This is a genomic window from Methylobacterium sp. E-046 (assembly GCF_022829625.1).
GTDB lineage: Bacteria > Pseudomonadota > Alphaproteobacteria > Rhizobiales > Beijerinckiaceae > Methylobacterium > Methylobacterium longum.
On record NZ_JAKSYP010000090.1, the window covers coordinates 82,233 to 105,113 of the forward strand.

The following is a 22,881-nucleotide window of genomic DNA, read 5'->3' on the forward strand; positions in this document are numbered from 1 at the left end:
GGGCGCCTTGTCCATGAGCGCTGAGCCCCTGTCGAGCACCGTCTGGCTGTCGATCGTCGGCATCGGTGAGGACGGTCGCGACGGGTTGAGCCCCGCCGCTGCAGGCGCCCTCGACGCCGCCCGTGTGGTCTATGGCGGCCGCCGCCACCTCGCCCTGGCCGGGCCCCTCGCCGCGGAGACGCGGGCCTGGCCGAGCCCGATCCACGAGGCCTACCCGGGGATCCTCGCGCGACGGGGCGAGCCGACCTGCATCCTGGCGACCGGCGATCCGTTCCACTACGGCATCGGTGCCGAGATCGCCCGCCTGGTTTCACCGGCCGAGATTCGCGCCTTCCCGCTTCCCTCGGCGTTCAGCCTCGCCTGCGCGCGCCTCGGCTGGCCGCTGGCCGAGTGCGGTCTCGTCACCCTCCACGGCCGGGCACTGAGCCGGATCGTCCCGCATCTCCAACCGGGCGCGCGGCTCCTCGTCCTGTCCTGGGACGGCGCGACACCGGCCGCTCTGGCGGCGCTGCTCCGGGGGCGCGGCTTCGGCGCCTCGACCCTCACGGTGCTGGAGGCGATGGACGGCCCCCGCGAGCGCGTCCGCGCGGCGGGCGCGGAGGGGTTCGACCTCGGCGCGATCGATCCGCTCAACACGGTTGCGATCGCCGTCTCGGGCGACGGACCGGCACTGCCCCTCGCGCCGGGCCTCGACGATGCCCTGTTCGAGAATGATGGGCAGCTCACCAAGGCCGAGATCCGCGCCCTGACCCTCGCGGCCCTGCGCCCGCATCCGGGCCTTCACCTGTGGGACATCGGCGCCGGCGCCGGATCGATCGGCATCGAGTGGATGCTGCGCCACCCGAGCCTGCGCGCCACCGCGATCGAGGCACGGCCCGACCGGGCCGAGCGCATCGGACGCAACGCCGGAACGCTGGGCGTGCCCGACCTGACCGTCGTGGTCGGTGCGGCGCCCGGAGCCCTCGTCGGCCTGCCGGCACCCGATGCGGTCTTCATCGGCGGCGGTGTCTCGGCGCCCGGATTGCTCTCTGCGGCCGTGACGGCGCTTCGGCCCGGCGGGCGCTGCGTCGCGAACGCGGTGACCCTGGAGGGCGAGGCCGCCCTGCTGGCGGCGTTCCAGGAGCGGGGCGGCAGCCTGCGGCGCTTCGCGGTCGACCGGGCGAGCCAGGTCGGCGCCCTGCACGGCTGGCGGCCGGCCATGCCGGTGACGCAGTGGGCCTGGACCAAGCCATGACCGGCGCCCTGATCGCCGGAATCGGCTTCCGGCGCGAGACGGGCGCCGACGAGATCGCGGCGCTCATCCTCCGGGCCCTGGGCCTCCTCGGGGCCGATTGTGAGGACCTGATCGCCGTCGCGACGGCGGCCGACCGGGCCGGCGGACCCGCGATCCGCGAGGCAGCGGGGCGGTTCGGCCTGTGTCCCTCCCCCGTGGCCGCAGCGGAGCTGGCGGCACGCGACGGTGACGTGGTCACCCGTTCCCGGCGGATCGAGCGCCTGCGCGGCGTGGGGTCCCTGGCCGAGGCGGCGGCGCTGGCCGTCGGCGGGCCGGAGAGCCGCCTCGCCCTCCCGCGGATCGCGAGCGGCGGCGCCACCTGCGCCCTGGCCGTCCGCCAGACACCGATGACAGAGCCATGACCGTCCACTTCATCGGCGCCGGTCCCGGCGCGGCAGACCTCATCACGGTGCGCGGCCGCGACCGCATCGCCGCCTGCCCGGTCTGCCTCTACGCCGGCTCCCTGGTGGCGCCCGAGATCCTCGGCTGGTGCCCGCCCGGTGCCCGGATCGTCGATACGGCTCCCCTCGACCTCGACGCCATCATGACGGAGATCGCGGCGGCCCATGCGGACGGGCAGGACGTGGCGCGGCTCCATTCCGGGGATCTGTCGATCTGGAGCGCGCTGGCCGAGCAGATGCGCCGGCTCGACGCCCTCGGCATCCCCTACACGGTGACACCGGGCGTCCCGGCCTTCGCGGCGGCCGCCGCCCTGCTGCGGCGCGAGCTGACCGTGCCGGGCGTGGCGCAATCCGTGGTCCTGACGCGCACCTCCGGCCGCGCCAGCGCCATGCCGGAGCGCGAGACCCTGGCGGCCTTCGCGGCGACCGGGGCGACCCTGGCGATCCATCTCTCGATCCACGTGGTCGAGGCCGTCGCGGCCACCCTGATCCCGTTCTACGGGTCGTCCTGCCCGGCGGCGGCGGTGTTCCGCGCCTCATGGCCGGACGAGCGGGTGCTCACGGGCGACCTCGCCGCGCTGCCTGGGCTGGTCGCGGAGGCGGGACTGGAGCGCACCGCGCTGATCCTCGTCGGACCGGCACTGGCCGCGGAGACGTTCCGCGAGAGCGCGCTCTATGCCGCCGATTACGACCGGCGCTATCGGCCGGGCGGCGCCGTCGGGGGCGCCGCGTGAGCGCGCCCGGGCTCCTGATCGCGGCTCCCCGGTCGAGTTCCGGCAAGACGACGGTGTCGCTCGCCCTGATGCGCGCCCTGGCCCGCCGGGGTCTGCGGGTGCGCGGTGCCAAGTGCGGGCCGGACTACATCGATCCGGCATTCCACCACGCGGCGACTGGCCGGCCGAGCTTCAACCTCGACAGCTTCGCCATGCCGGCGGCGCTCCTCGACGCCGTGGCCGGCGCGACGGCGGCGGACGCCGACATCGTCGTCGCCGAGGGCTCGATGGGCCTGTTCGACGGCGTGCGGGCGGCCGAAAACCGAACTGGCGCCAACGCCGACATCGCGGCCCGCTACGGATGGCCGGTGGTGCTGGTCGTCGACGTCTCGGGTGCCGCGCAGTCGGCCGCGGCGGTCGCTCTGGGCTGCAAGCTCTACGACCCGCGCGTGACGATCGCGGGGGTGATCCTCAACAAGGTGGCCAGCGCGCGCCATCGCCGCCTCGTGGAAGCCGGCATGGCGCGCGCTGGCCTGCTGGTCCTCGGCGCGCTGATGCGCGACGCGCAGCTCGTCCTGCCGGAGCGCCACCTCGGCCTCGTCCAGGCCGGGGAGACCGCCGATCTGGCGGCGCGCCTCGATCGCCTCGCCGATCTCGCCGAGATGGGCATCGACCTCGACGCCGTGGTCGCCTGCGCTGGCGGCGCCGCGCCGCGTACGCCGGGTTCGCTGTCGCTTCCGCCGGGGCAGCGCATCGCGGTCGCCCGCGATGCGGCGTTCAGCTTCCTCTATCCGCACCAGGAGGCCGGGTGGCGCATCGCGGGGGCCGAGCTGATCCCGTTCTCACCCCTGGCGGACGAACCGCCGCCGGAGGGATGCGACGTCTGCTGGTTGCCGGGCGGGTACCCCGAACTGCACGCCGGCCGGCTCGCGGGCGCGTCGCAATTCCTGGCGGGACTGCGCGAATTTGCGCGCACCCGTCCGGTTCACGGGGAGTGCGGCGGCTACATGGTGCTCGGGCAGACCCTGGAGGATGCCAACGGGACCACGCACGCCATGGCGGGTCTGCTCCCGGTGGAGACGTCGTATCACCGCCGGAAGCTCCATCTCGGCTACCGCGTGGCGCGCCTGTGCGAGGCCGGGCTCCTCGGCGGGCGCGAGGCCCGCTTGATCGGTCACGAGTTCCACTACGCGAGCGAACTGTCGCCGCCGCCATCCGCCGAAATCGCCCTGGCCCGCGTCGCGGATTCGGAAGGCATCGACCTCGGCTTCGCCGGTCACCGGGTCGGTGCGGTCACCGGAAGCTTCTTCCACCTGATCGCCGCGGATACGACACCCTGACGGGAGAACGAGTTCCAGGGAGAAGAGAGGCCCCGCAAGCCGTGCTCGACCGGTCCAGATGAGGCCGTTCGTCCTCAGACACACGCGCGGCGGTTTCGCCCCTGGCTGAGCGGGGGTGATCGTTCGACGAAGCAGAACTTGGCGCGAACGAACGTCAGGCTGGATCCGCAGGCGCGACGCCGCGAATCTGCGCGAGGCGGGCCGCGCTGCGCACCAGCGCCAGCACGTCGCGCCGCATCTGCTCGTCCTCGATCTGCGCGTAGGCGCGCAGCAATTCGATGGCGCCATGGGCGCTCAGGAAGCCGAAGACGTCTTCCTGAGTCTTCTCGCGCGCCTCGCCCTCCTCGAAGAAGGCCGAGACCGGGACCTCGAGCAGACGGGCGATCTCGCGCAGCCGACCGGCGCCGACGCGGTTCTGGCCCTTCTCGTATTTCTGTACCTGCTGGAAGGTCACGCCGACGGCATTGCCCAGCGCGGTCTGGCTCATGCCCCGTGCCTTCCGCAAGGCGGTGATGCGGATGCCGACCAGACGATCCACGTCGGTGGTCTGCTTCGGCATAGGCTGCGCGGCCGAATCCTTCTCGGCGGGGTGGACTGCGTCCTGCTGCGAACGCGGAGTCTTCGCCTCGCCGTCGCGCTGCTTCACCGTCCGCCCTCACGTCCTATGTCGTCAAAGTGTATCGCACGGCTCAAGATCAGGCAGCCCTTAATCTGACCACCTCAAGCCGCCCGTTAGTAGGACACCAAGTTGCCAAGCTTCGCAAGTCAAAGATTACACCTTCTAGTTTAAGACCACACAACTTTGCAACATTGTTGCTGAAATGTCGACGCACTGACACCGGGCAGTTTTTCGTGGGTGCGCCCTGTCGCCGCGCCGTGGGTCGCCTTGGTTCCAGCAGGCTTGTAGGGTCAGCGCCTCAAAGGAGAAACGCATGTTCATCGCGATGAATCGGTTCAAGGTCGTCAAGGATTCGACCGGAGACTTCGAGGCCGTTTGGTTGGGCCGCGACAGCCATCTCGGTGAAATGGAGGGTTTCGTCGAATTTCATCTCCTGCGCGGGCCGGAGCACGAGGATCACGTCCTCTACGCGTCGCATACCATCTGGCGCAGCAAGGCCGATTTCGAGGCCTGGACCCGTTCGGAGCAGTTCAGGAAGGCGCACGGTCGCGTCCCCACGACCAAGCCGCTCTACCTCGGACATCCGCAATTCGAAGGCTTCGAGACGATCCAGACCGTCGGCAGCACGGATGAGGCACAGCAACGCGCCGAAACGGTCTGATCTCCACATTCGCGCCGGAGGGTGATCTCTGATCCGTTCCGGCGCGGATACCGATTGGCCGCACTGCACGCGCCGGCTGTGTTTGCCGACACAGCAACCCGTCCGCATTGTATCGCGTCCGGCGCGCGTCGTGCCGGAACGGCATCAGTCAGCGTCCGAAACCGCCTCAGCATTAATTATCTGTTGCTGCTCCCGTCCGGCCATACTAGTCCGCGGTATCCTGGGACGGACAGGACAGTGATTCTTCTGGGGCCGGCCGCTTGCTCCGTCACCGGCATCGGCCGGCGCTGAAGCCTTCCAAGTTTCAGACTGGCACATAGTCCGCTCAAGACGGGACTTGGCGCGCCAGATGTTTCACGAACGGCTCCCAGAAACGTTCCAGGCTCTCCCGAGCGCGGCCGCGCGCCGCCGCAACGTGTGGTCGGCCCTGCTGCCGCGCCGCGGTCAGGCGGCGGCCCGGATCGCCCTGTCGATGGCGCTGGCCGTAACCGACGTCGCCGCGATCGTCTCCATCACGATGCTGATGGAGTTCGCCTACCACTTGGCCTGGGAAGACGGCTCCGCCTGGGCCAGCGGCGTGCGCGGCCTGCGCCTCTCGGCGCTTCTCAGCCTCGTCATCGTCGCGACCAACGCGCTGCGCGCCGAGTACGACCTCGACAGCGCCATGACGCAGAAGACCAACCTTCAGCGCACGATCTCGTTGTGGTTCGTGGCCTGGGCCGTCGTCCTGGTCGTCAGCTTCATGACGAAGACCACGAACGACTACTCGCGCATCGTCTCCATCGGGATCTTCTGCCTGGGGTTGCCCGCCCTGGTGGTGACCCGCTCGGCCATGATCCGCCTCGTGCGCCGCAGCCTGACCGCCGGGTCGGCCTCGGCAAGCCGCGTGCATCTCGTCGGCTACGAGGAGGACATCGCCCGCTTCTACGCCGGCAACGAGGCCGAGAGCCTGGGTCTCCGCATCGTCGGCACCAGCTACCTGCGCCGCGTCGATCCGGGGGCCGACACGGCCACCCGTCACGATCAGTTGCAGGAGGATCTGGACCTCGCCGTCTCGGTGGTGCGCTTCCTGCGGCCGGACGACGTCTTCGTGCTGGTGCCGTGGACGGATTCCGCCGAAGTCGAGCGCTGCATCGACGCGTTTCTGCGCGTGCCCTCGGCGCTGCACCTGCGGCCCGGTGCAGTCCTCGACCGATTCCCGGACCTTCAGGTCACCCGCGTCGGCGGCGTCTCCGGCATCAATATCGGCCGCCGCCCGCTCAACCTCGGCGAGGTCATGCTGAAGCGCGTCTTCGACGTGACGGTGGCGACGATCGCCCTCGTGTCGCTGGCGCCGCTGCTCGCGGTGATCGCGGTGGCGATCAAGCTCGACAGCCCGGGGCCGGTCTTCTTCCGCCAGAAGCGCTACGGCTTCAACCAGCAGCCGTTCGGCGTCTTCAAATTCCGATCGATGCGGGCGGATCCGACCGCCTCATTCCGCCAGGCGACCCGCAACGACAGCCGCATCACCCGGGTGGGAGCGCTCCTCCGGCGCACCAACCTCGACGAACTCCCGCAGATCCTCAACGTGCTGCGGGGCGAGATGTCGCTCGTCGGCCCCCGCCCCCACGCCCTCGCTCACGACCGGAGCTTCGAGCGGCGGATCGCCCTCTACGCGCGGCGCCACAACGTCCGGCCGGGGATCACCGGCTGGGCCCAGGTCAATGGCTATCGCGGCGAGACGCAGACCGATCTGGCCATGGAGCGGCGCGTCGCCTGCGACCTGCACTACATCGACAATTGGTCGGTCTGGTTCGATATCCAGATCATGATCCAGACGGTGGTCTCGCGCCGGGCCTACCAGAACGCGTGCTGACCGGTCAGGGCGCCTGCATCCGCTCGCGGCAGGCGCCGCAATCGCCCTCGACCTCCAGGATGCTGTGGACCGGCGTGAAGCCGGCCCGCTCCAGCGTCCGCCCGAGGCCGCCCTCGACCTCCACCGACGACGCTTCGTCGACGCCGCCGCAGCTGCGGCAGATCAGGAAGATCACGCCCTCGCCGGGGGCGTGGCCGTGGGCGCAGGGGATGAAGGCATTGCGGCTCGCGATCCGGTGGACGAGCCCCTGCTCCATGAGGAAGTCCAGGGCGCGGTAGACCGAGACCGGCGCGACGCGCTTGCCGGGCGCGCTGAGGCGCTCAGCGATGTCGTAGGCGCCCTGTGCCTTGCCGGATTCCGCCACGGCCTCCAGGACATCCCGGCGCAGCGGCGTGAACTGCAGCCCACGCTCCCGGCACACGGCCTCGGCCCGCGCGAGCATGTCGTCGGCGTCCGCGTGGCACGCCGCGTGACCCTCGTGACGGTGCATGGTGGCTCCAGGGATTGATCCGCCGGTTGTCCCGCGGGTTTGTTACAGTGTATCACCGCCGCCCTGGACCGCACCAGTACCGGTAGCCCCGCACGGTCCCCGCGCCGGCTCGAACGCGCGACGAGGACGCCTTGGCCATCAGACCCAGTCCGAGACGAGCGGCACCACCATCCCTGTTCCGCAGCGGGCTCGGGCCGCGCCTCGCGCTCGCCGGCGCGCTCTCGGCCGTCGTCTGGCTGGTGATCGCCTGGGCGCTGACGGCATGAGCGCTCGTCCGGCGCAACCCGACCCGATCCGCCTCGTCGGCCTGACCCTGGGCTACGACCGGCATCCGGCCGTCCACCACCTCGACGGGACCGTCCGGGCCGGCGACCTGCTGGCCCTGGTGGGCCCGAACGGGGCAGGCAAGTCGACCCTCCTGAAGGGCATGGCCGGCGAGATCCGCTGCCTGGACGGACGCATCGAGCGGGCCGGCGCCATCGCCTACATGCCGCAGGCCGACGAGATCGACAGAAGCTTCCCGCTGAGCGTCCTCGACCTCGCCGGCATGGGGCTGTGGCGGCGGGCCGGTGCTTGGCGCAGCCTCAACCGGCACCGCGCCGCGATCGAGGCGGCTCTGGCGACGGTCGGCCTCGAGGGCTTCGAGGCGCGGCCGGTCGGCACCCTGTCGGGGGGGCAGTTCCGGCGGGCCCTGTTCGCGCGCCTGATCCTGCAGGACTGCCCCGTCGTGCTGCTCGACGAGCCTTTCACGGGGATCGACGCCCGCACGGTCGAGGATCTGCTGGCGCTCCTGCGCCGCTGGCACGGCGAGGGCCGCACCGTGGTCGCCGCTCTCCACGACCTCGGGCAGGTCCAGGCGCATTTTCCGACCACGCTGCTCCTCGCCCGCGCGCCGGTATCCTGGGGTCCGACGGCACGGGTGCTGACGCCCGAAAACCTCGCCCGCGCGCGCGCGCTCTCCGAGGCCTGGGACGAGGATGCCGCGATTTGCGCGGGACCCCGCGCCTCCGGCGGGCACGCGCACGATCATGGGGCGCACGCGCCGGGCGACCACCACCATCACGAGGACGCCGCGTGATCGAGCCGTTCGCGTCCCTGGTCGCACCGTTCGTGGAATTCGGCTTCATGCGCCGCGCGCTGGCCGGCTGCCTCGCCCTGTCGGTCTCGGCGCCGCCGGTCGGCGTGTTCCTGACCCTGCGCCGCATGAGCCTGATGAGCGACGCGATGAGCCACGCGATCCTGCCCGGGGCCGCCGCGGGGTTTCTGGTCGCCGGCCTGTCGCTGCCGGCGATGACCCTCGGCGGCCTCGTGGCCGGCCTCGCGGTGGCCCTGCTCGCCGGCGCGGTCACCCGCGCCACGGTGGTCCGGGAGGACGCCAACCTCGCGGCCTTCTACCTCATCTCGCTGGCGGGCGGCGTGCTGCTCGTCTCGCTGCGCGGCTCGCAGATCGACCTGATGCACTTCCTGTTCGGCTCTGTCCTTGCGCTGGACGATGCCGCCCTGATGCTGCTCGGCGGCATCAGCACGCTGACCCTCGCGGCGCTCGCCGTGATCTACCGTCCGCTGGTCATGGAATGCGTCGATCCGCTGTTCCTGCGCACCGTGAGCCGGGGCGGCGGACCGGTGCATCTCGCCTTCCTGGCCCTGGTGGTGGTCAACCTCGTCGGCGGCTTCCAGGCCCTTGGGACGCTCCTGGCCGTCGGGCTGATGCTGCTCCCGGCGGTGGCGGCCCGGTTCTGGGCCCGAGACCTCGGTGGCCTGATCCCGGTGTCGATGCTGATCGCCGCCATCGCCAGCGTGGCGGGCCTGAGCCTGTCCTACCGCTTCGATCTGCCCAGCGGACCGGCCATCGTGCTGGCGGCCGGCGCCCTCTACGTCGCGTCCATGCTGGCCGGCCCGCGGGACGGTCTGCTCCGCCGCCTCGCACGGCCCCGCCACCTCGAAGCCTGATCAGGGCTGATCCTTCAGCGCCGCCAGCCCTTCGCGGTAGGTGGGATAGGCGAGTTCCACGCCGAGTTCGTCCCGGATCAGGCGGTTCCGAACCCGCTTGTTCTCGCCGTAGAAGCTCCGCGCCATGGGTGACAGATCGGCGGTCTCGAAGTCGATCTCCGGCGGCAGCGGCAGTCCGGTGAGGGCGGCGGCGTGCTCGGTCACGGTCTGCGGCGCCGTGGGCTCGTCGTCGGTGACGTTGTAGATCGCACCCGGCCGGGGCCGGTCGATCGAGGCGAGGAGCGTCGTGGCGATGTCGTCGACGTGGATACGGTTGAACACCTGCCCGGCCTTCACGATCCGCTGCGAGCGACCCTCGCGCAGCTTCACGATCGGGTTGCGCCCCGGACCGTAGATGCCGGAGAGGCGGAACACCTGAACGGCCTTGCCGGCCTGCGCGCCCAGCGACAGCCACGCCGACTCCGCGTCGAGCCGGATCTTCGAGCGGGCGCTGCGCGGCGTCGCCGGTGTCGTCTCGTCGATCCAGGCGCCGCCCTGATCGCCGTACACGCCGATCGTGGACAGGTAGCCGATCCAGCCGATCCGGCTCGCCGCGACGGCGTCCGCGTAGCGGGCCAGAACCGGATCGCCCTCCGCGCCGGGGGGCGCCGAGACGAGAAGCACGTCGGTGTCGACGAGGTCTTCGACGATGCGCGGATCATCGGCCTCCGGGCCGAAGGCGCGCAGGCTGAAGCCCGTCGCCGAGGCGAGCCGCGCCGCCGCAGCGGGATCGGTGACGGTGGCGCGCACGGTTCCGAACCGGCCGCGCGCCCGCTCTGCAAAACGGCGGCCGGTGAAGCCGAGCCCGAAGACGAAGAGATTCATGCGGCGGATGTCTCGCCCGTCCGGGCTTCCGTCAAGCCGAGCGCGGTCCGCCACTCGTCGCGCACGTGCGCGTCACGCTCGGTCGGCCAGTAACGGCTGTGCAGCGCGCGGAGCGCCGCCGGCTCCAGGAGACGTCCGCAGGCCCAGATCGCCATGCCGCGGACCAGGGGCGATTCGTCGGCGAGGCGTGCGACGACGGAGCCCGCGAGGTCCGGCCTGCCGGAATTGCCGATGGCGATCATCACGTTGCGCAGGACGCGGTCGCGCCCCGTGCGCTTCACTGGCGTCCCCGCGAAGAACGTGCGGAAGGCCGCATCGTCGAGGCCCGCCAGATCCGAGAGCGCCGGGGCGGCCAGATCCGCCTTGGCGGCGAGCCGTGTTTCGGCGGCCGTGCGGGCGAACTTGTTCCAGGGACAGACAGCGAGGCAATCGTCGCAGCCGAAGATGCGATTTCCGATCGCGGGCCGGAATTCCAGCGGGATCGGCCCCGCGTGCTCGATGGTCAGGTACGAGATGCAGCGCCGCGCATCGAGCCGGTACGGCGCCGGGAACGCATCGGTGGGGCACACGTCCAGGCAGGCGCGGCAGGATCCGCAATGGTCGCGTCCGGCTTCGTCCGGCTCGAACTCCGCGCTGGTGTAGATCGCCCCCAGGAGCAGCCAGTTGCCGTGGTCGCGGGAGATCAGCACCGTGTGCTTGCCCTGCCAGCCGAGCCCGGCCGCCTCCGCCAGCGTCTTCTCCATGACCGGGGCGGTGTCGCAGAACACCTTTACCCGCACGTCGCCCTTGGCGGAGAGATAGCCGCCCAGCTCCTTCAGCTTGCCCTTCAAAACCTCGTGATAATCGCGGCGCTGGGCGTAGGCGGCGACGGCGCCCCGCTCTGCCCGGGCCAGGAGCGCCAGGGGATCGTCCTCGGGCCGGTAGCTCATCGCCAGGACCACGATGCTGCGCAAGCCCGGCCACAGGCTGATCGGGCGGGCGCGCTGGTCGGCCCGCTCCGCCATCCAGTCCATGGTGCCCTGGGCTCCCTCGGCCAGCCACGCCGACAGGCGGGCCGGCAGATCGGGCAGGCGGTCGGGCCGCGTCACGCGCAGGCTGCAGAAGCCGAGGTCGCGGGCCCTGCTCTCCAGAAGGCCCCGCAGGTCGGCGCCGTGGTAGATGCGTCGCTGTTTCAGAAATCCAGATCCGCGTAGTGGCCGGAGGGGGCCATCCCGGGCACCCGATCGGCGAGCAGGCCGCGGAACGAGGGCCGCGACTTCACGCGGGCATACCAGTTCCGGGCCATTTCGTCCTCGTCCCAGGGGACGTCGCCGAGATAGTCGACGCAGGAGAGATGCGCGGCGGCGGCCAGATCGGCATAGGTCAGGTTGTCGCCGGCGATCCATTTGCGACGGGCGATCAGGTATCCGATATACTTGAGATGGTAGCGCACGTTGGTGCGCGCCGCGCGGATCGCATTCATGTCGGGAGGGCCGCCGCCCTCGTGCGCGGCCATGAAGCGCTTCGAGATCTTCTCGTTGACGAGGTAGCCGGTCACCTCGGAATCGAACTTGACCAGGAACCAGTCGAGCAGCCGCCTGACCTCGACCCGCCCGACCGTGTCCTCCGGCATCATCCGGCGTCCGGAGAGGCCGAGACCGCGGGTCTCGTCGAGGTACTCGGCGACGACGCCCGCCCCGGGGATCACGAGGCCGTTCTGCTCCAGCAGCACGGGTGTCGTTCCCGCCGGATTGATCAGCAGGAAGTCGTCGCGATGCTCCCAGGGCCGTTCCTCGAACAGCGTCGGTTCCATGCCCATCTCGGCGAGCACGAGACGGATGAACCGGGAATTCGCGCAGAAGGGGAAGTGGTAGAGGGTTGCCATCGAGGCCGTGAGACTGGTTCGGTCTGACCGCGCGGCCGGGCCCGCGCGTCGGCCCCGACGCGCGGATGTTCGGCGCGCAGGACGTCGGACCGAGCGTTATTGCCCGACCGTTGCCGAGCCCTTAACACGCGCAGCCGGCCCCGGTAACTGCCCGTCAACCCTGATGAGCGCAGTCACCGGCCGGTATTGAAGCGGTTCGCGGTGCGCCCGGTACGGGCCGGCGTGCGCCCGGACGCGAGGCACCACCATGGATCTGGCAAGCATCGGCAAGGCGGTCCTGCTCGCCCTGGTTGAGGGAGCGACCGAATTCATCCCGGTCTCGTCCACGGGCCATCAGCTGCTGGTGGGTCACTTCATCGGCTTCCACTCGCCCAACAACACCTTCGAGGTGTTGATCCAGCTCGGCGCGATCCTGGCGATCCTGCTGGTGTATTTCCGCCGCCTGCTGGGGATCGCCACGGCGCTGCCGTCGGACCCCAAGGCCCGCCGCTTCGTGCTCGGGATCCTGGTGGCCTTCCTGCCGGCGGCGATCATCGGCGGCATCTTCTCGAAGATGATCAAGGCATACCTGTTCAACCCGTGGATCGTGTGCGCGACCCTGGTGGCGGGCGGGCTGGTGCTCCTCGTCATCGACGACACCGACCTCGAGGTGAAGAAGACCGACGTCTACGATTTCCCGCTGCCGATGGACCTGAAGATCGGCATCTTCCAGTGCCTCGCCATGATCCCCGGCGTCTCGCGCTCGGGCGCGACGATCGTGGGCGCGATGCTGATGGGCGCCGACAAGCGCTCGGCCACCGAGTTCTCGTTCTATCTCGCGATGCCCACCATGGCGGGCGCCTTCGCCAAGGACCTGTTGGACAATTACAAGTATCTGTCGAGCGACGATGTCGGCCTGATCGTGATCGGCTTCGTCGTGTCGTTCATCGCTGCGCTGATCGTGGTGCGCGTGCTCCTCGACTACGTGTCGCGCCACGGCTTCTGGCTGTTTGCGTGGTGGCGGATCATCGTCGGCGCCCTGGGCTTTGCCGGGCTCATCATCTTCGGTTGATCGCCGAAGCAGGGCCCGCGCCCGGCCCGCCCCGTGGTGACGGTGCCGGGTGACGTCGACCCCCTCACGCGCTCCAATTCCCAACAACCCGGGGGCGGGCCGTCAAGGCCCGCCGGTGCGGGAAGCCGCGGATGAACGGGTGACGGGAGCGGCCGAAAGCCCCCTTCCGGGTCCGGCGGAGCGTCGGCGCGGCGATCAAAAATCGGTGACCGGCGGCTTGAGGTTTCCTCAACCATCGGGCGATTGCCACGAGCGGAGCGGCGTGCGAGGCAATCCCGAGACAGCGGTGCGCGAGACGCCGCGCTCTGGGACGATCCGATGGAAGACAGACCGCTCGCCGACCTCTTCGAGCCCGCCGACCGGGCGCGGTGGCTCGGCCTCGTCGAAGGCGTGCTGAAGGGCGCCGATTTCGAGAAGCGGCTGGTTTCCCGGACGGCCGACGGCCTGCGGATCGAGCCGCTCTACGGTTCCGCGGAGCCGGCCGCCCAACCGGTACGGGCGCCGGGCCCGTGGCGGATCGCCCAGCGGGTCGACCATCCCGATCTCTCAACCGCCAACGCGCAGGCGATGACCGACCTCGAGGGCGGCGCCGACGCCCTCGTTCTGGCTCTCGCGGGTGCCCGTGGCGCCCGGGGCTACGGTCTGACCGTCGCGACGGTCGAGGATCTCGACGCGGCGCTGAAGGGCGTGATGCTGCCGCTGATCGCCCTGCGGCTCGACGCCGGCGGCGACGGCCTCGGGGCCGCCCGGCTGGTGCGCGCCCTGGCCGAGCGACGGGGCGAGGACCTGTCGTCCTACGACCTCGATCTCGGCATCGATCCCGTCGGCGTCCTGGCAGCGTCGGGCAGCCTCGGGGCCGTCTGGAGCGAGATCGCTCCGCGCCTCGCCGAGACCGCGGCGGAACTCGAAGCCGCGGGCTTCACCGGCCGGGCCTTCCTGGCCGATGGGCGCCCGTACCACGAGGGCGGGGCCGGTGAGGCAGCCGAACTCGGCGCCGTGCTGGCCACCGCGGTGACCTACCTGCGCGCCCTGGAGGCTGCCGGCCACGATCTCGCCTCCGCCCGCGACCGCATCGCGGTGCTGCTCGCCGCCGACGCGGACGAGTTCGTGACGGTCGCGAAGTTCCGCGCGATGCGGCGCCTCTGGGCGCGGATCGAGCAGGCCTGTGGGCTGGATCCGAAGCCCCTGCGCCTTCACGCCGAGACCGCGTGGCGCATGATGACCAAGCGCGATCCCTTCGTGAACATCCTTCGGACCGGCATGGCGGCGGCCGCCGCCGGAATGGGCGGCGCCGACAGCGTCGCGATCCTCCCCTACACGCAGGCGTTGGGCCTTCCCGATTCGTTCGCCCGGCGCGTCGCGCGCAACAGCCAGATCGTCCTCATCGAGGAATCGCACCTCGCCCGGGTCAGCGATCCGGCAGCGGGTTCGGGCGGCTTCGAGGCGTTGACCGCCGAGATCGCCGAAGCGGCGTGGGCGTCGTTCCAGGCGATCGAGGCGGAGGGCGGCATCGTCGCCTCGCTCAGCGTCGGCAAGCTGCAGCGCCGGATCGAGCAGACCCGGGAGGCGCGCGCCAAGGCCGTGGCGAGCCGCCGTGAGGCGCTCACCGGTGCCAGCGAGTTTCCGAATCTCGCGGAGAAGCCCGTCGCCGTGCTCGACGTGGCGCCCGTGACCGCGCCGCGCGGCGCGAATTTCGGCGCCGGGTCGGCGGTCGCCTGCGACGCCCTGCCGTCCCAGCGCTTGGCCGAGCCCTACGAGGCGCTGCGCGACGCGTCCGATGCCTATCTCGCCAAGACCGGGCGCAGGCCGTCGGTGTTCCTGGCCAATCTCGGCCCGGTGGCCGCGTTCAACGCGCGGGCGACCTTCGCGGCCAACGCCTTCGCCGCCGGCGGCATTGCGGCGCTGTCCAACGACGGCTTCGACGATCCCGCCGCCCTGGCGGAGGCGTACAAGGCCTCCGGCGCCACGCTCGCCTGCATCTGCTCCACCGACGCGCTTTATGCCGAGCACGCTGCCGGAGCGGCTGAAGCGCTGGCGAAGGCCGGCGCCGGCACGATCTACCTCGCCGGAAAGCCGCGGGACGGTGCCGAGGCCCTGCAGCAGGCCGGCGTGAGCGCCTTCCTGCATGTCGGCTGCGACATGCTCGCCCTGCTCGACGCGGCGCTGCGCGCGGCCATGCGCGCGCCCGTCCCGCCCCAGGCCGCGTGACGGCGCGGACCGCCGTGGCGAGGCCGCACGCCCGACCGGATCGGAGTCGCATGTCGCGCCTTACCGTCACTGCCCTGATCCTCATCGGCGCGATGCCGGCCACGGCCGCGCCCCGCGGGGCCGCGCTGCCGAACCGCTTCGACGGCACGTGGAGCGTGGAGATCATCACGGAGGCGGGCGACTGCGACCGTGCCTACCGCTACCCGGTGAAGATCGAGCGGGGGCGGGCACGCTTCGTCGGGGCGGCCTTCACGATTGCGGGCGGCGTCACCGGCACCGGCGCGATCCAGGGCTCCATCTCGAACGGCACGTCCACCGCGGACGTGCGCGGGCGGCTGGGCCGCAACGGGTTCGGTGCGGGGACCTGGGTGTCCACCGGCCTGCTGCAGTGCCGGGGCCGCTGGAACGCGGAACGCCGCGACTGAGACGCCGCAGAACGGTCCGGATCTTGCCCGCAATCGGGCAGGCGAACCGCGTCCTCAGCCCCGATCCCGACGCAATCGTGAGGGAATGCTGAACGCGGTTCGGAACCCGACGAGACCGCCCGCATGAAGTCTTCGCTCCTCGCCACGCTCGCCGTCCTCGTGCTCGTCCCGGCAGCGCAGGCGCGCCCGCATCGGCAGCCGGCGGCTCCCGCCGTGAACGCGGAGGTGGCCGAGAAGGCGCTGGCTCCGCTCCGCCTGGCGGCCACCGAATGCTTTGCCGACACGGTCCTGTCCAACCCGAAGGCGACGGCCGAGGCGCGGGCCGGCCACTGGTACGAGGCCGTGGGCATCACGGGCTTCCTGTGCCGGCCGGAAGTCGCCGCGATGATCCAGGCGCATGACCGGATCTACGGGCCGAAATCCGGCGAGCGCTACTTCAAGGGCGCCTACGTCAAGCATCTCGACCAGCAACTCGCCCAGCGCCTCGAGCCGATGCTGGCCCGCAAGGCGGTCGCCAGCGCCGAGCCGCCGGTCGACCGGAGCGGCGAGGACGCCGCGCCGGGCAACTGATCGGCCCCGGCCCGGCACCGGTCGCCGGGACGGCGATGCCCTACGAGTTGCATTACTGGCCGATGATCCAGGGCCGCGGCGAGTTCGTGCGTCTCGCCCTGGAGGACGCCGGCGCCCCCTACATCGACGTCGCCCGGCAGGACGACGAGGCGGGTGGGATCGAGCCGATGCTGGATTGCCTCACCGATCCCGCCAACCCCCGGCCGCCGCTGGCGCCGCCATTCCTGCGCGACGGTGATGTCGTCGTGGGGCAGACCGCCGCGATCCTGCTCTACCTCGGTCCGCGCCTCGGCCTCGTCGGCACCTCGGAAGCGGACCGGATCTGGACCCATCAGCTCCAGCTCACCATCGCGGATGCGGTCGACGAGGCGCACGATACGCATCACCCCCTCGGTGTCGGCCTGTACTACGCGGACCAGAAACCCGAGGCCCGGCGCCGGGCCGAGGGGTTCCGGGCGGAGCGCATCCCGAAGTACCTCGGCTATTTCGAGCGTGTGCTGAGCGCCAACGGCGGCGAGCGTCTGGTCGGCGCAGACCTGTCGTACGCCGACCTCTCCCTCTTTCAGCTCGTCGACGGGCTGCGCTACGCCTTCCCGAAGGCGAGCGCCGCTGCCTTGCGCGATACGCCGCGGGTCGCAGGGCTGCATCAGGCCGTGGCGCGGCGTCCGCGCCTGGCGGCGTACCTGGCGAGCTCCCGGCGCGTTCCCTTCAGCGAGGACGGCATCTTCCGCCGCTACCCCGAACTCGATGCCTGACGCGACGCGTCGGCTTCGCTGCGGCGCTAAAGCGAGCTGTCCGGGAGGCGGGATGCCGGGCGCGCCGGCTCACCGCGCCTTCTGAGCGACCAAGACGGCCGCGAGCGTCAGCGCCACGATGAACAGCACCAGCGACAGCAGCCGCCAGAACTGAAGGGGGTCGCGCTCCAGCAGCGAGGCCCGCCGGGCATCCGTGAAGGCCGGATTGGGGTGCCGCAGGTCGTGCATCAGTTCCGACAGGGCTTGGTAGCGCCGCAGGGGGTTCGGGTGAACGGCCTTGCGCAACGCGCCGTCTATCCAGACCGGAAGCAGCGGACGCACCATCAGGGCCGACGCGTAGCGCAGCTTGCGCTGTGCCGCCCGAGTCCGCGCCCGCGGCACGGCATCGCCGTAGGGCAGCCGCCCGGTGAGCATCTGGTAGGCGATCACCCCCACCGAGAAGACGTCCGAGGCGGCCGTGGCGGATTCCCCCAGGAAGCATTCCGGCGCCGTGTACTGGACCGTTCCCAGAATCTCGGCCGGGTCGATTCGTGGATCTCCCTCGACGACGCCGGCGACCTTGGTGGCGCCGAAATCGATGACCTGCACGGTCCCGGACGCGTCGATCAGCACGTTGTCGGGACGCAGGTCCTGATGAACCATTTCCCGGCGGTGGAAAGCCTGCACGCCCCTGGCGAGCTGGTCCAACAGCTTGCGCACCGTCTCCAGATCGGGCGCCGCGTGGTCGCGCATCCACTGGGCGAGGGTCTGTCCCTCCACGTAGCGCATCACCGTGTAGAGGTGGCTGCGCCGGCGGCCCTGCGGATGAGCCTTGAGCACGTGCGGGCTGTCGATCCGGCGGGCGATCCACTCCTCCATCGCGAAGCGGCGGCGCTGCGCGGGATCGTCCCGCAGGTCGAGGGACAGAACCTTCAGGGCCACGTGCGCCCCGGTCTCCGCGTCGATCGCGCGGTAGACCCGGCTGCGCGGGCCGGTATGCAGGACGTGCAGGAGCCGGTAGCCGTCGAATTCCGCGGGCGGTTCGAGCAACGGCGCAGGATCGAGACCCTCGACATCGCCGAGCAGATCCGTCGGCTCGCCCTCCGGCAGCGACGTCACCCGCACGATCTGGACCGTGAGGTTGTCCGGGCTGCCCGCGGCCAGAGCCATCTCGACGATGGTGCGGGCCGCCTCGTCGAGGTCGTCCGCGTTCGCGACGGCCGCCGCGATGTCCCGGGGCCGGAGGTGCTCGTGGACACCGTCGGTGGTGAGGACGAAGACGTCGCCGGGCTCGGTGGCGAGCCTCAGGTAGTCGATCTCGACGCGACCGCCGGCGCCGAGGGCCCGACCGAGGTAGGATTCCGCAGCCGAGACCACTACGCGGTGATCCTCGGTGAGTTGCTCGAGGGACCTGCCCGCCACGCGCCAGATCCGGCCGTCGCCGACGTGGAACAGGTGCGCGGCCCGCGCCTTCAGGACCAGGGCGTCGAAGGTGGTGACGTAGCCCCGGTCGACATCGTTCGGGTCGCTTCCCCGCCGTGTCTGGGCATAGAGCCAGGAATTCGTCGCCGCGATCACCTGCTGTGCCGCGTTCTTCACCGACCACGTGTCGGGCGTGGCGTAATAATCGCTCAGGAAACTCGTGACCGCGGTCTGGCTCGCGGCGGCGCCCGCGGCGCTGGAGCTGATGCCGTCCGCGAGCGCCACCGCGACGCCCTTTAAACCCCGTCCCGGCTGCGGTGGAACGAGGATCCCGTGGAAATCCTGATTGGCCGCCTTCCGGCCGGCGGCGCTGTGCTGGCCGACGGAAACCGTCAGGTCCCGCGGCGGCCCGCCCGCCACGGTGCTCAAGCGGCCGCCGCCGTGCCGTCAACGCGGCCCCGATAGGACAGGGCTTCGGCGACGTGCATCCGCCGCACCTGCGGCTCCCCGTCGAGGTCGGCCAGCGTCCGGGCCACGCGGAGCGTGCGGTGGAAGCCGCGGGCGGAGAGCCGCATGGTCTCGGCCGCCTGGCGAAGCAGCGACGTTCCGTCCGCATCGGGAGACGCGACGTCCTCGATCAGGTTCGGCGGGCAGGTGGCGTTGGTGGTGGCTGCCGGCAGGCCCCGCCCCGCATAGCGCGTCGTCTGGAGCGTGCGGGCCGTGGCAACCCGACCGGCCGCCTCGCGCGAGCCTTCCGTGGGCGGCGGTAGGATCAGGTCGGCCGCCATCACCGCCGGAACCTCGATGCGCAGGTCGATCCGGTCCAGGAGCGGACCGGAGATCCGCGCCTGATACTGCGCCATGCAGCGCTCGTTCGGCCCGCGCCGGCAGGCGTAGCCCGGCTCCAGCCCCTGGCCGCAGCGACACGGGTTCATGGCGGCGACGAGCTGGAAGCGGGCCGGGTAGGTCACCCTGTGATTCGCCCGGGCGATCATCACCGTGCCGGTCTCCATCGGCTGGCGCAGGCCGTCGAGCACCTGGGGCGTGAATTCGGGCAGCTCGTCCAGGAACAGTACGCCGCCATGGGCGAGGGAAACCTCCCCCGGTCGGGCTCCCAGGCCGCCGCCTACGAGGGCGGCCATCGAGGCGGAATGGTGCGGTTGCCGGAAGGGCCGGCGATTCGAGAGGGCGCCCCCCTTGAGCTCGCCCGTCACCGACTGGATCATGGAGATATCGAGCAGTTCGCGGGGGCCGAGCGGCGGCAGGATCGAGGGCAGCCTCGCAGCCAGCATCGATTTGCCCGAGCCGGGCGGCCCGTTCATCAGCAGGTTGTGGCTGCCGGCCGCGGCAATCTCCAGTGCCCGCTTGGCGCCCTCCTGGCCCTTGATGTCGGCGAGGTCCGGCAGCGGCCCCGAAACGCCCGCGACGGCGGGCTCTGGCCGGGCCATGACCTGGCTGCCCTTGAAGTGATTGGCGAGCTGGATCAGCGACCGGGGGGCGAGGACGTCGAGGTCGCCCCCGGCCCAGGCCGCCTCCGGCCCGGTGGCGGCCGGACAGATCAGACCGAGACCCCGGCCGCCCGCCGCGATGGCAGCCGGCAGCACGCCGTTCACCGCCGTGATGCTGCCGTCGAGGGCGAGTTCGCCCAGCACGCAGTAGCCGGCGAGGGCGTCGGCCGGAATCGCGCCGATCGCCGCCATGACGCCGAGGGCGATCGGGAGGTCGTAATGCGACCCCTCCTTCGGCAGGTCGGCCGGGGCGAGGTTGACGGTGATGCGCTTGGCCGGCAGCGCCAGGCCGGAGGCGATCAGGGCGCCGCGTATCCGCTCGCGGGACTCGCCCACCGCCTTGTCGGGCAGGCCGACGATGTTGAAGACCACCGATCCCGGGATGATCTGGATCTGTACGTCGACCGCCCGCGCCTCGATGCCCTCGAAGGCCACGGTGGCGACGCGAGTGACCATAGGTGAACAATCCTCGCCGCGGGGGCCGCACGGCATAGGTTTGGGGGAGAATCGCAGGGCGCTCAAGGGGATCGGCGTCGGGATGGAACCCCGATCCCGCATTCCTGTTCACAGCCGGCACCACGCAACGGAACGGAGACCGCCATGCGCCTCGCCCAGCCCCTCCTCGCCCTGGCCCTGGTGGCCGGCTTCACCGCCGCCGCCCACGCCGATCAGAAGCTCCCGCCCGATCAGCAGGCCAAGGTTGAAGCCATGCTCAAGCAGGAGGGCTTCACCAAGTGGAAGGAGATCGAGCTCGACGACGGCATGATCGAGGTCGACGACGCCGTCGACGCCAATGGCAAGCAGTTCGACCTGAAGCTCGATCCGAAGAGCCTGGCCATCGTGAAGCGCGAGGCCGAGTAGGCGACGCTTGCGTTCGGGGCGAGCCCCGGCCATATAGCCGGCGGGGGGTTGGCGAGGGACGTTTCACTCGCCAACCGGGTCAGGTCCGGAAGGAAGCAGCCCTAACGAGACCGAGCGGGTCTTCGTCCAGCCTCCCACCTCATTCCCGCGTGCGGCAGCCCGATCCCGACCCGGCATGGACGCTTCGACCGGCACGCCTGACGACGAGCCGGGCCTGCCCGGGTTTCCAGCGCCGCCCGTCGCGGCCACGCCCTACCGGGTTCTCGCGCGCAAGTACCGGCCCACCAATTTCGGCGACCTGATCGGCCAGGACGCGATGGTGCGTACCCTTGCCAACGGGTTCGCGGCCAACCGCATTCCCCAGGCCTGGATGCTTACGGGCGTTCGCGGGGTCGGCAAGACCACCACGGCGCGCATCCTCGCCCGCGGCCTCAACTATGCCCGGGCCGGCCAGCCCGATACCGGACCGACCGTGTCGATGCCGGAACTCGGCCTCCATTGCGCGGCGATCATGGAATCCCGGCACATGGACGTGCTGGAGATGGACGCCGCCTCCCATACCGGCATCGACGACGTCCGGGCGATCATCGACGGCATCCGCTACGGACCGGTTTCGGCGCGCTACAAGGTCTACATCGTCGACGAGGTCCACATGCTCTCCGAGAAGGCGTTCAACGCCTTCCTGAAGACGCTGGAGGAGCCGCCGCCGCACGCCAAGTTCGTGTTCGCCACCACGGAGATCCGCAAGGTTCCGGTGACGATCCTGTCCCGCTGCCAGCGGTTCGATCTGCGGCGCGTCGAGGCTCCGACCCTGCACGCTCACCTCGCCAAGGTCTGCGCCGCCGAGGGCGTCGCGGCCGAGGACGAGGCGCTGGGCGCCATCGTGCGCGCCGCCGAGGGATCCGTGCGCGACGCCCTCTCGCTCCTGGACCAGGGTATCGCCCACGGCGCCGGGTCCGTCACCGCGCAGAGCGTGCGCGACATGCTCGGCCTCGCCGATCGCGCCCGGATCCTCGACCTGTTCGAGGCGGTCATGCGCGGGTCCGTGCCCGCCGCCTTCGCGGAACTGCGGGCGCAGTACGATTCCGGTGCCGACCCGTCGGTGGTGCTGTCCGACCTCGCCGCCTTCACGCATCTGGTGACGCGGCTCAAGGCGGTGCCCGAGACGGCAGCCGACCCGACGCTCAGCGAGACCGAGCGCGTTCGCGGCGGTCAGTTCGCGGAGAAGCTGTCCATCCGCGCCCTCTCGCGCGCGTGGCAGATCCTGCTCAAAGCGATCCCTGAGGTGCAGGCCGCGCCCCGGCCGCTGGCGGCGGCCGAGATGGCAATCGTGCGCCTCGCCTACGCGGCCGACCTGCCCACGCCCGACGAGGCGCTGCGCCAGCTCAAGGCCGAGGCGGCCGCGGCACCGGCGGGGGATCCACCTGAGCCGACGGCCCGCCCGCCCCTGCCACCGATTCCCGACCTGCGGGGCGGTGGCTCGGCGGCTCTCGCCGCGGCGCCGCGGACCCTGCCCCCGGAGCCGGTCCCGGTCACCGCTCCGACCGCGATGAGCGCGCCGGCCCCGCGGCCGGCCGCCGTCGCGCCGCCGAGCCCGCGGCTCGGCCGGTTCGAGGACCTGATCGCCCTCGCGGACGCCAACCGCGACATCCTGCTCCGGACCGCGCTGGAGCGCGACGTGCACCTCGTACGCTTCGAGGAAGGGCGGCTCGAGATCCGGCTCGCCCCCGGCGGACGGCCGAGCCTCGCCACCGACATCGCCGCCGCCATCGAGCGCTGGACCGGGCGGCGCTGGGCAGTCGCGCTCTCGAAGGAAGAGGGCGCGCCGACCCTGGACGCGGCCGCCCGCGCCGCCACCGAGACCCGCCGCGAGAACGCGGCCGCCGACCCGTTCGTGCGCGAGGTGCTGACGCGATTCCCCGGCGCGGAGATCGTGGACGTACGCGAGATGGCGGCCGACGCTGCGCCCCCGGCCGATGAAGAGACTCTCGGCGAAGGCGATGCCGCACGGGTCGACGACGCCGCGGACGACGACGTCTAGAGATTTTCGCCGGGCGCTGCGTGGCGGAACG

The 22,881-nt window shown here is 71.3% G+C and carries 23 protein-coding genes and 1 other RNA gene; 17 read left to right on the top strand and 7 right to left on the bottom strand.

The genetic code is table 11. The features are described 5' to 3' along the window. Positions 1 to 13 precede the first annotated feature (13 nt). Genes cbiE through MKK82_RS07670 form a run of 4 tightly spaced genes read left to right on the top strand, consistent with a single transcriptional unit; the run spans position 14 to position 3,727 of the window. Positions 14 to 1,234 carry a precorrin-6y C5,15-methyltransferase (decarboxylating) subunit CbiE gene (cbiE, locus tag MKK82_RS07655; RefSeq protein ID WP_238285207.1) on the top strand — a complete coding sequence of 407 codons (1,221 nt, stop codon included), beginning with the start codon at positions 14 to 16 and terminating at the stop codon, positions 1,232 to 1,234. Next, entirely contained in the window at positions 1,231 to 1,635 is a 405-nt protein-coding gene (locus MKK82_RS07660) for a cobalamin biosynthesis protein (RefSeq protein WP_238285206.1), read from the top strand. Before cbiE ends, MKK82_RS07660 begins: the two co-directional genes overlap by 4 nt. Next, positions 1,632 to 2,408 carry a precorrin-4 C(11)-methyltransferase gene (gene cobM / locus MKK82_RS07665; RefSeq protein ID WP_238285205.1) on the top strand — a complete coding sequence of 259 codons (777 nt, stop codon included), beginning with the start codon at positions 1,632 to 1,634 and terminating at the stop codon, positions 2,406 to 2,408. The genes MKK82_RS07660 and cobM overlap by 4 nt, the downstream gene beginning before the upstream one ends. Continuing rightward, positions 2,405 to 3,727 (top strand): cobyrinate a,c-diamide synthase, encoded by a 1,323-nt coding sequence (locus MKK82_RS07670; RefSeq protein ID WP_238285204.1) that lies wholly within the window; start codon positions 2,405 to 2,407, stop codon positions 3,725 to 3,727. Before cobM ends, MKK82_RS07670 begins: the two co-directional genes overlap by 4 nt. A gap of 154 nt (positions 3,728 to 3,881) precedes the next feature. Here MKK82_RS07670 and MKK82_RS07675 read toward each other — a convergent pair whose 3' ends face one another. Next, positions 3,882 to 4,286, bottom strand: a complete 405-nt coding sequence (locus tag MKK82_RS07675; protein WP_238285332.1) for a helix-turn-helix domain-containing protein — start codon at positions 4,284 to 4,286, stop codon at positions 3,882 to 3,884. 373 nt (positions 4,287 to 4,659) lie between these two features. Between MKK82_RS07675 and MKK82_RS07680 the strand changes: the two genes are divergently transcribed. Both MKK82_RS07680 and MKK82_RS07685 read left to right on the top strand, forming a co-directional pair. Beyond that, positions 4,660 to 5,007: an antibiotic biosynthesis monooxygenase family protein gene (locus MKK82_RS07680; protein ID WP_238285202.1), complete on the top strand. Its 348-nt coding sequence runs from the start codon at positions 4,660 to 4,662 to the stop codon at positions 5,005 to 5,007. A gap of 349 nt (positions 5,008 to 5,356) precedes the next feature. Further along, the gene (locus MKK82_RS07685) at positions 5,357 to 6,862 is read left to right on the top strand and encodes an undecaprenyl-phosphate glucose phosphotransferase (protein WP_238285201.1); all 1,506 of its coding nucleotides are present in this window, start codon (positions 5,357 to 5,359) and stop codon (positions 6,860 to 6,862) included. Between the two features lie 4 nt (positions 6,863 to 6,866). Here the strand turns inward: MKK82_RS07685 and MKK82_RS07690 are convergent, their stop codons facing one another. Then, entirely contained in the window at positions 6,867 to 7,352 is a 486-nt protein-coding gene (locus MKK82_RS07690; RefSeq protein WP_238285200.1) for a transcriptional repressor, read from the bottom strand. 131 nt (positions 7,353 to 7,483) lie between these two features. Between MKK82_RS07690 and MKK82_RS33855 the strand changes: the two genes are divergently transcribed. From MKK82_RS33855 to MKK82_RS07700, 3 genes are read left to right on the top strand one after another with little or no spacing between them, the layout of a single operon-like run. After that, positions 7,484 to 7,618: a hypothetical protein gene (locus tag MKK82_RS33855; protein WP_279602858.1), complete on the top strand. Its 135-nt coding sequence runs from the start codon at positions 7,484 to 7,486 to the stop codon at positions 7,616 to 7,618. Next, positions 7,615 to 8,430, top strand: a complete 816-nt coding sequence (locus tag MKK82_RS07695; protein WP_238285199.1) for a metal ABC transporter ATP-binding protein — start codon at positions 7,615 to 7,617, stop codon at positions 8,428 to 8,430. Before MKK82_RS33855 ends, MKK82_RS07695 begins: the two co-directional genes overlap by 4 nt. Positions 8,431 to 8,477: 47 nt before the next feature. Beyond that, positions 8,478 to 9,302, top strand: coding sequence for a metal ABC transporter permease (locus MKK82_RS07700; RefSeq protein ID WP_238285330.1), 825 nt, complete (start codon positions 8,478 to 8,480; stop codon positions 9,300 to 9,302). On the opposite strand, the gene MKK82_RS07705 is transcribed toward MKK82_RS07700, so the two are convergent. Genes MKK82_RS07705 through MKK82_RS07715 form a run of 3 tightly spaced genes read right to left on the bottom strand, consistent with a single transcriptional unit; the run spans position 9,303 to position 12,030 of the window. Then, positions 9,303 to 10,166: an SDR family oxidoreductase gene (locus MKK82_RS07705; protein ID WP_238285198.1), complete on the bottom strand. Its 864-nt coding sequence runs from the start codon at positions 10,164 to 10,166 to the stop codon at positions 9,303 to 9,305. It lies immediately after the preceding gene. Further along, positions 10,163 to 11,308, bottom strand: coding sequence for a tRNA epoxyqueuosine(34) reductase QueG (queG, locus tag MKK82_RS07710; RefSeq protein WP_308445412.1), 1,146 nt, complete (start codon positions 11,306 to 11,308; stop codon positions 10,163 to 10,165). Before queG ends, MKK82_RS07705 begins: the two co-directional genes overlap by 4 nt. Positions 11,309 to 11,337: 29 nt before the next feature. Further along, the gene (locus tag MKK82_RS07715; RefSeq protein ID WP_238285191.1) at positions 11,338 to 12,030 is read right to left on the bottom strand and encodes a glutathione S-transferase family protein; all 693 of its coding nucleotides are present in this window, start codon (positions 12,028 to 12,030) and stop codon (positions 11,338 to 11,340) included. A 247-nt stretch (positions 12,031 to 12,277) separates the two neighbouring features. Here MKK82_RS07715 and MKK82_RS07720 point away from each other — a divergent pair, with 247 nt between their 5' ends. The 5 genes from MKK82_RS07720 to MKK82_RS07740 all read left to right on the top strand — a co-directional run bounded on the left by MKK82_RS07720 (position 12,278) and on the right by MKK82_RS07740 (position 17,039). Continuing rightward, positions 12,278 to 13,081: an undecaprenyl-diphosphate phosphatase gene (locus tag MKK82_RS07720; protein WP_238285189.1), complete on the top strand. Its 804-nt coding sequence runs from the start codon at positions 12,278 to 12,280 to the stop codon at positions 13,079 to 13,081. 318 nt (positions 13,082 to 13,399) lie between these two features. Further along, complete coding sequence (locus MKK82_RS07725) at positions 13,400 to 15,289, top strand: methylmalonyl-CoA mutase subunit beta (RefSeq protein WP_238285187.1); 1,890 nt, start codon at positions 13,400 to 13,402, stop codon at positions 15,287 to 15,289. A 50-nt stretch (positions 15,290 to 15,339) separates the two neighbouring features. After that, entirely contained in the window at positions 15,340 to 15,714 is a 375-nt protein-coding gene (locus MKK82_RS07730) for a hypothetical protein (RefSeq protein ID WP_238285185.1), read from the top strand. Between the two features lie 123 nt (positions 15,715 to 15,837). Next, the gene (locus MKK82_RS07735; protein WP_238285184.1) at positions 15,838 to 16,284 is read left to right on the top strand and encodes a hypothetical protein; all 447 of its coding nucleotides are present in this window, start codon (positions 15,838 to 15,840) and stop codon (positions 16,282 to 16,284) included. Between the two features lie 35 nt (positions 16,285 to 16,319). Beyond that, entirely contained in the window at positions 16,320 to 17,039 is a 720-nt protein-coding gene (locus MKK82_RS07740) for a glutathione S-transferase (protein WP_243985204.1), read from the top strand. 69 nt (positions 17,040 to 17,108) lie between these two features. On the opposite strand, the gene MKK82_RS07745 is transcribed toward MKK82_RS07740, so the two are convergent. Together MKK82_RS07745 and MKK82_RS07750 are read right to left on the bottom strand one after the other, a co-directional pair. Then, entirely contained in the window at positions 17,109 to 18,860 is a 1,752-nt protein-coding gene (locus tag MKK82_RS07745) for a bifunctional protein-serine/threonine kinase/phosphatase (RefSeq protein ID WP_238285328.1), read from the bottom strand. 5 nt (positions 18,861 to 18,865) lie between these two features. Further along, positions 18,866 to 20,404, bottom strand: a complete 1,539-nt coding sequence (locus MKK82_RS07750; protein WP_243985206.1) for a YifB family Mg chelatase-like AAA ATPase — start codon at positions 20,402 to 20,404, stop codon at positions 18,866 to 18,868. Between the two features lie 144 nt (positions 20,405 to 20,548). Between MKK82_RS07750 and MKK82_RS07755 the strand changes: the two genes are divergently transcribed. From MKK82_RS07755 to MKK82_RS07765, 3 genes are all read left to right on the top strand, one after another. Beyond that, positions 20,549 to 20,809: a PepSY domain-containing protein gene (locus tag MKK82_RS07755; protein ID WP_238285176.1), complete on the top strand. Its 261-nt coding sequence runs from the start codon at positions 20,549 to 20,551 to the stop codon at positions 20,807 to 20,809. Between the two features lie 41 nt (positions 20,810 to 20,850). Then, positions 20,851 to 20,949: signal recognition particle sRNA small type (gene ffs / locus MKK82_RS07760), an RNA gene on the top strand. A gap of 35 nt (positions 20,950 to 20,984) precedes the next feature. Beyond that, positions 20,985 to 22,850, top strand: coding sequence for a DNA polymerase III subunit gamma/tau (locus MKK82_RS07765; protein WP_238285175.1), 1,866 nt, complete (start codon positions 20,985 to 20,987; stop codon positions 22,848 to 22,850). The last annotated feature ends 31 nt before the right edge of the window (positions 22,851 to 22,881 follow it).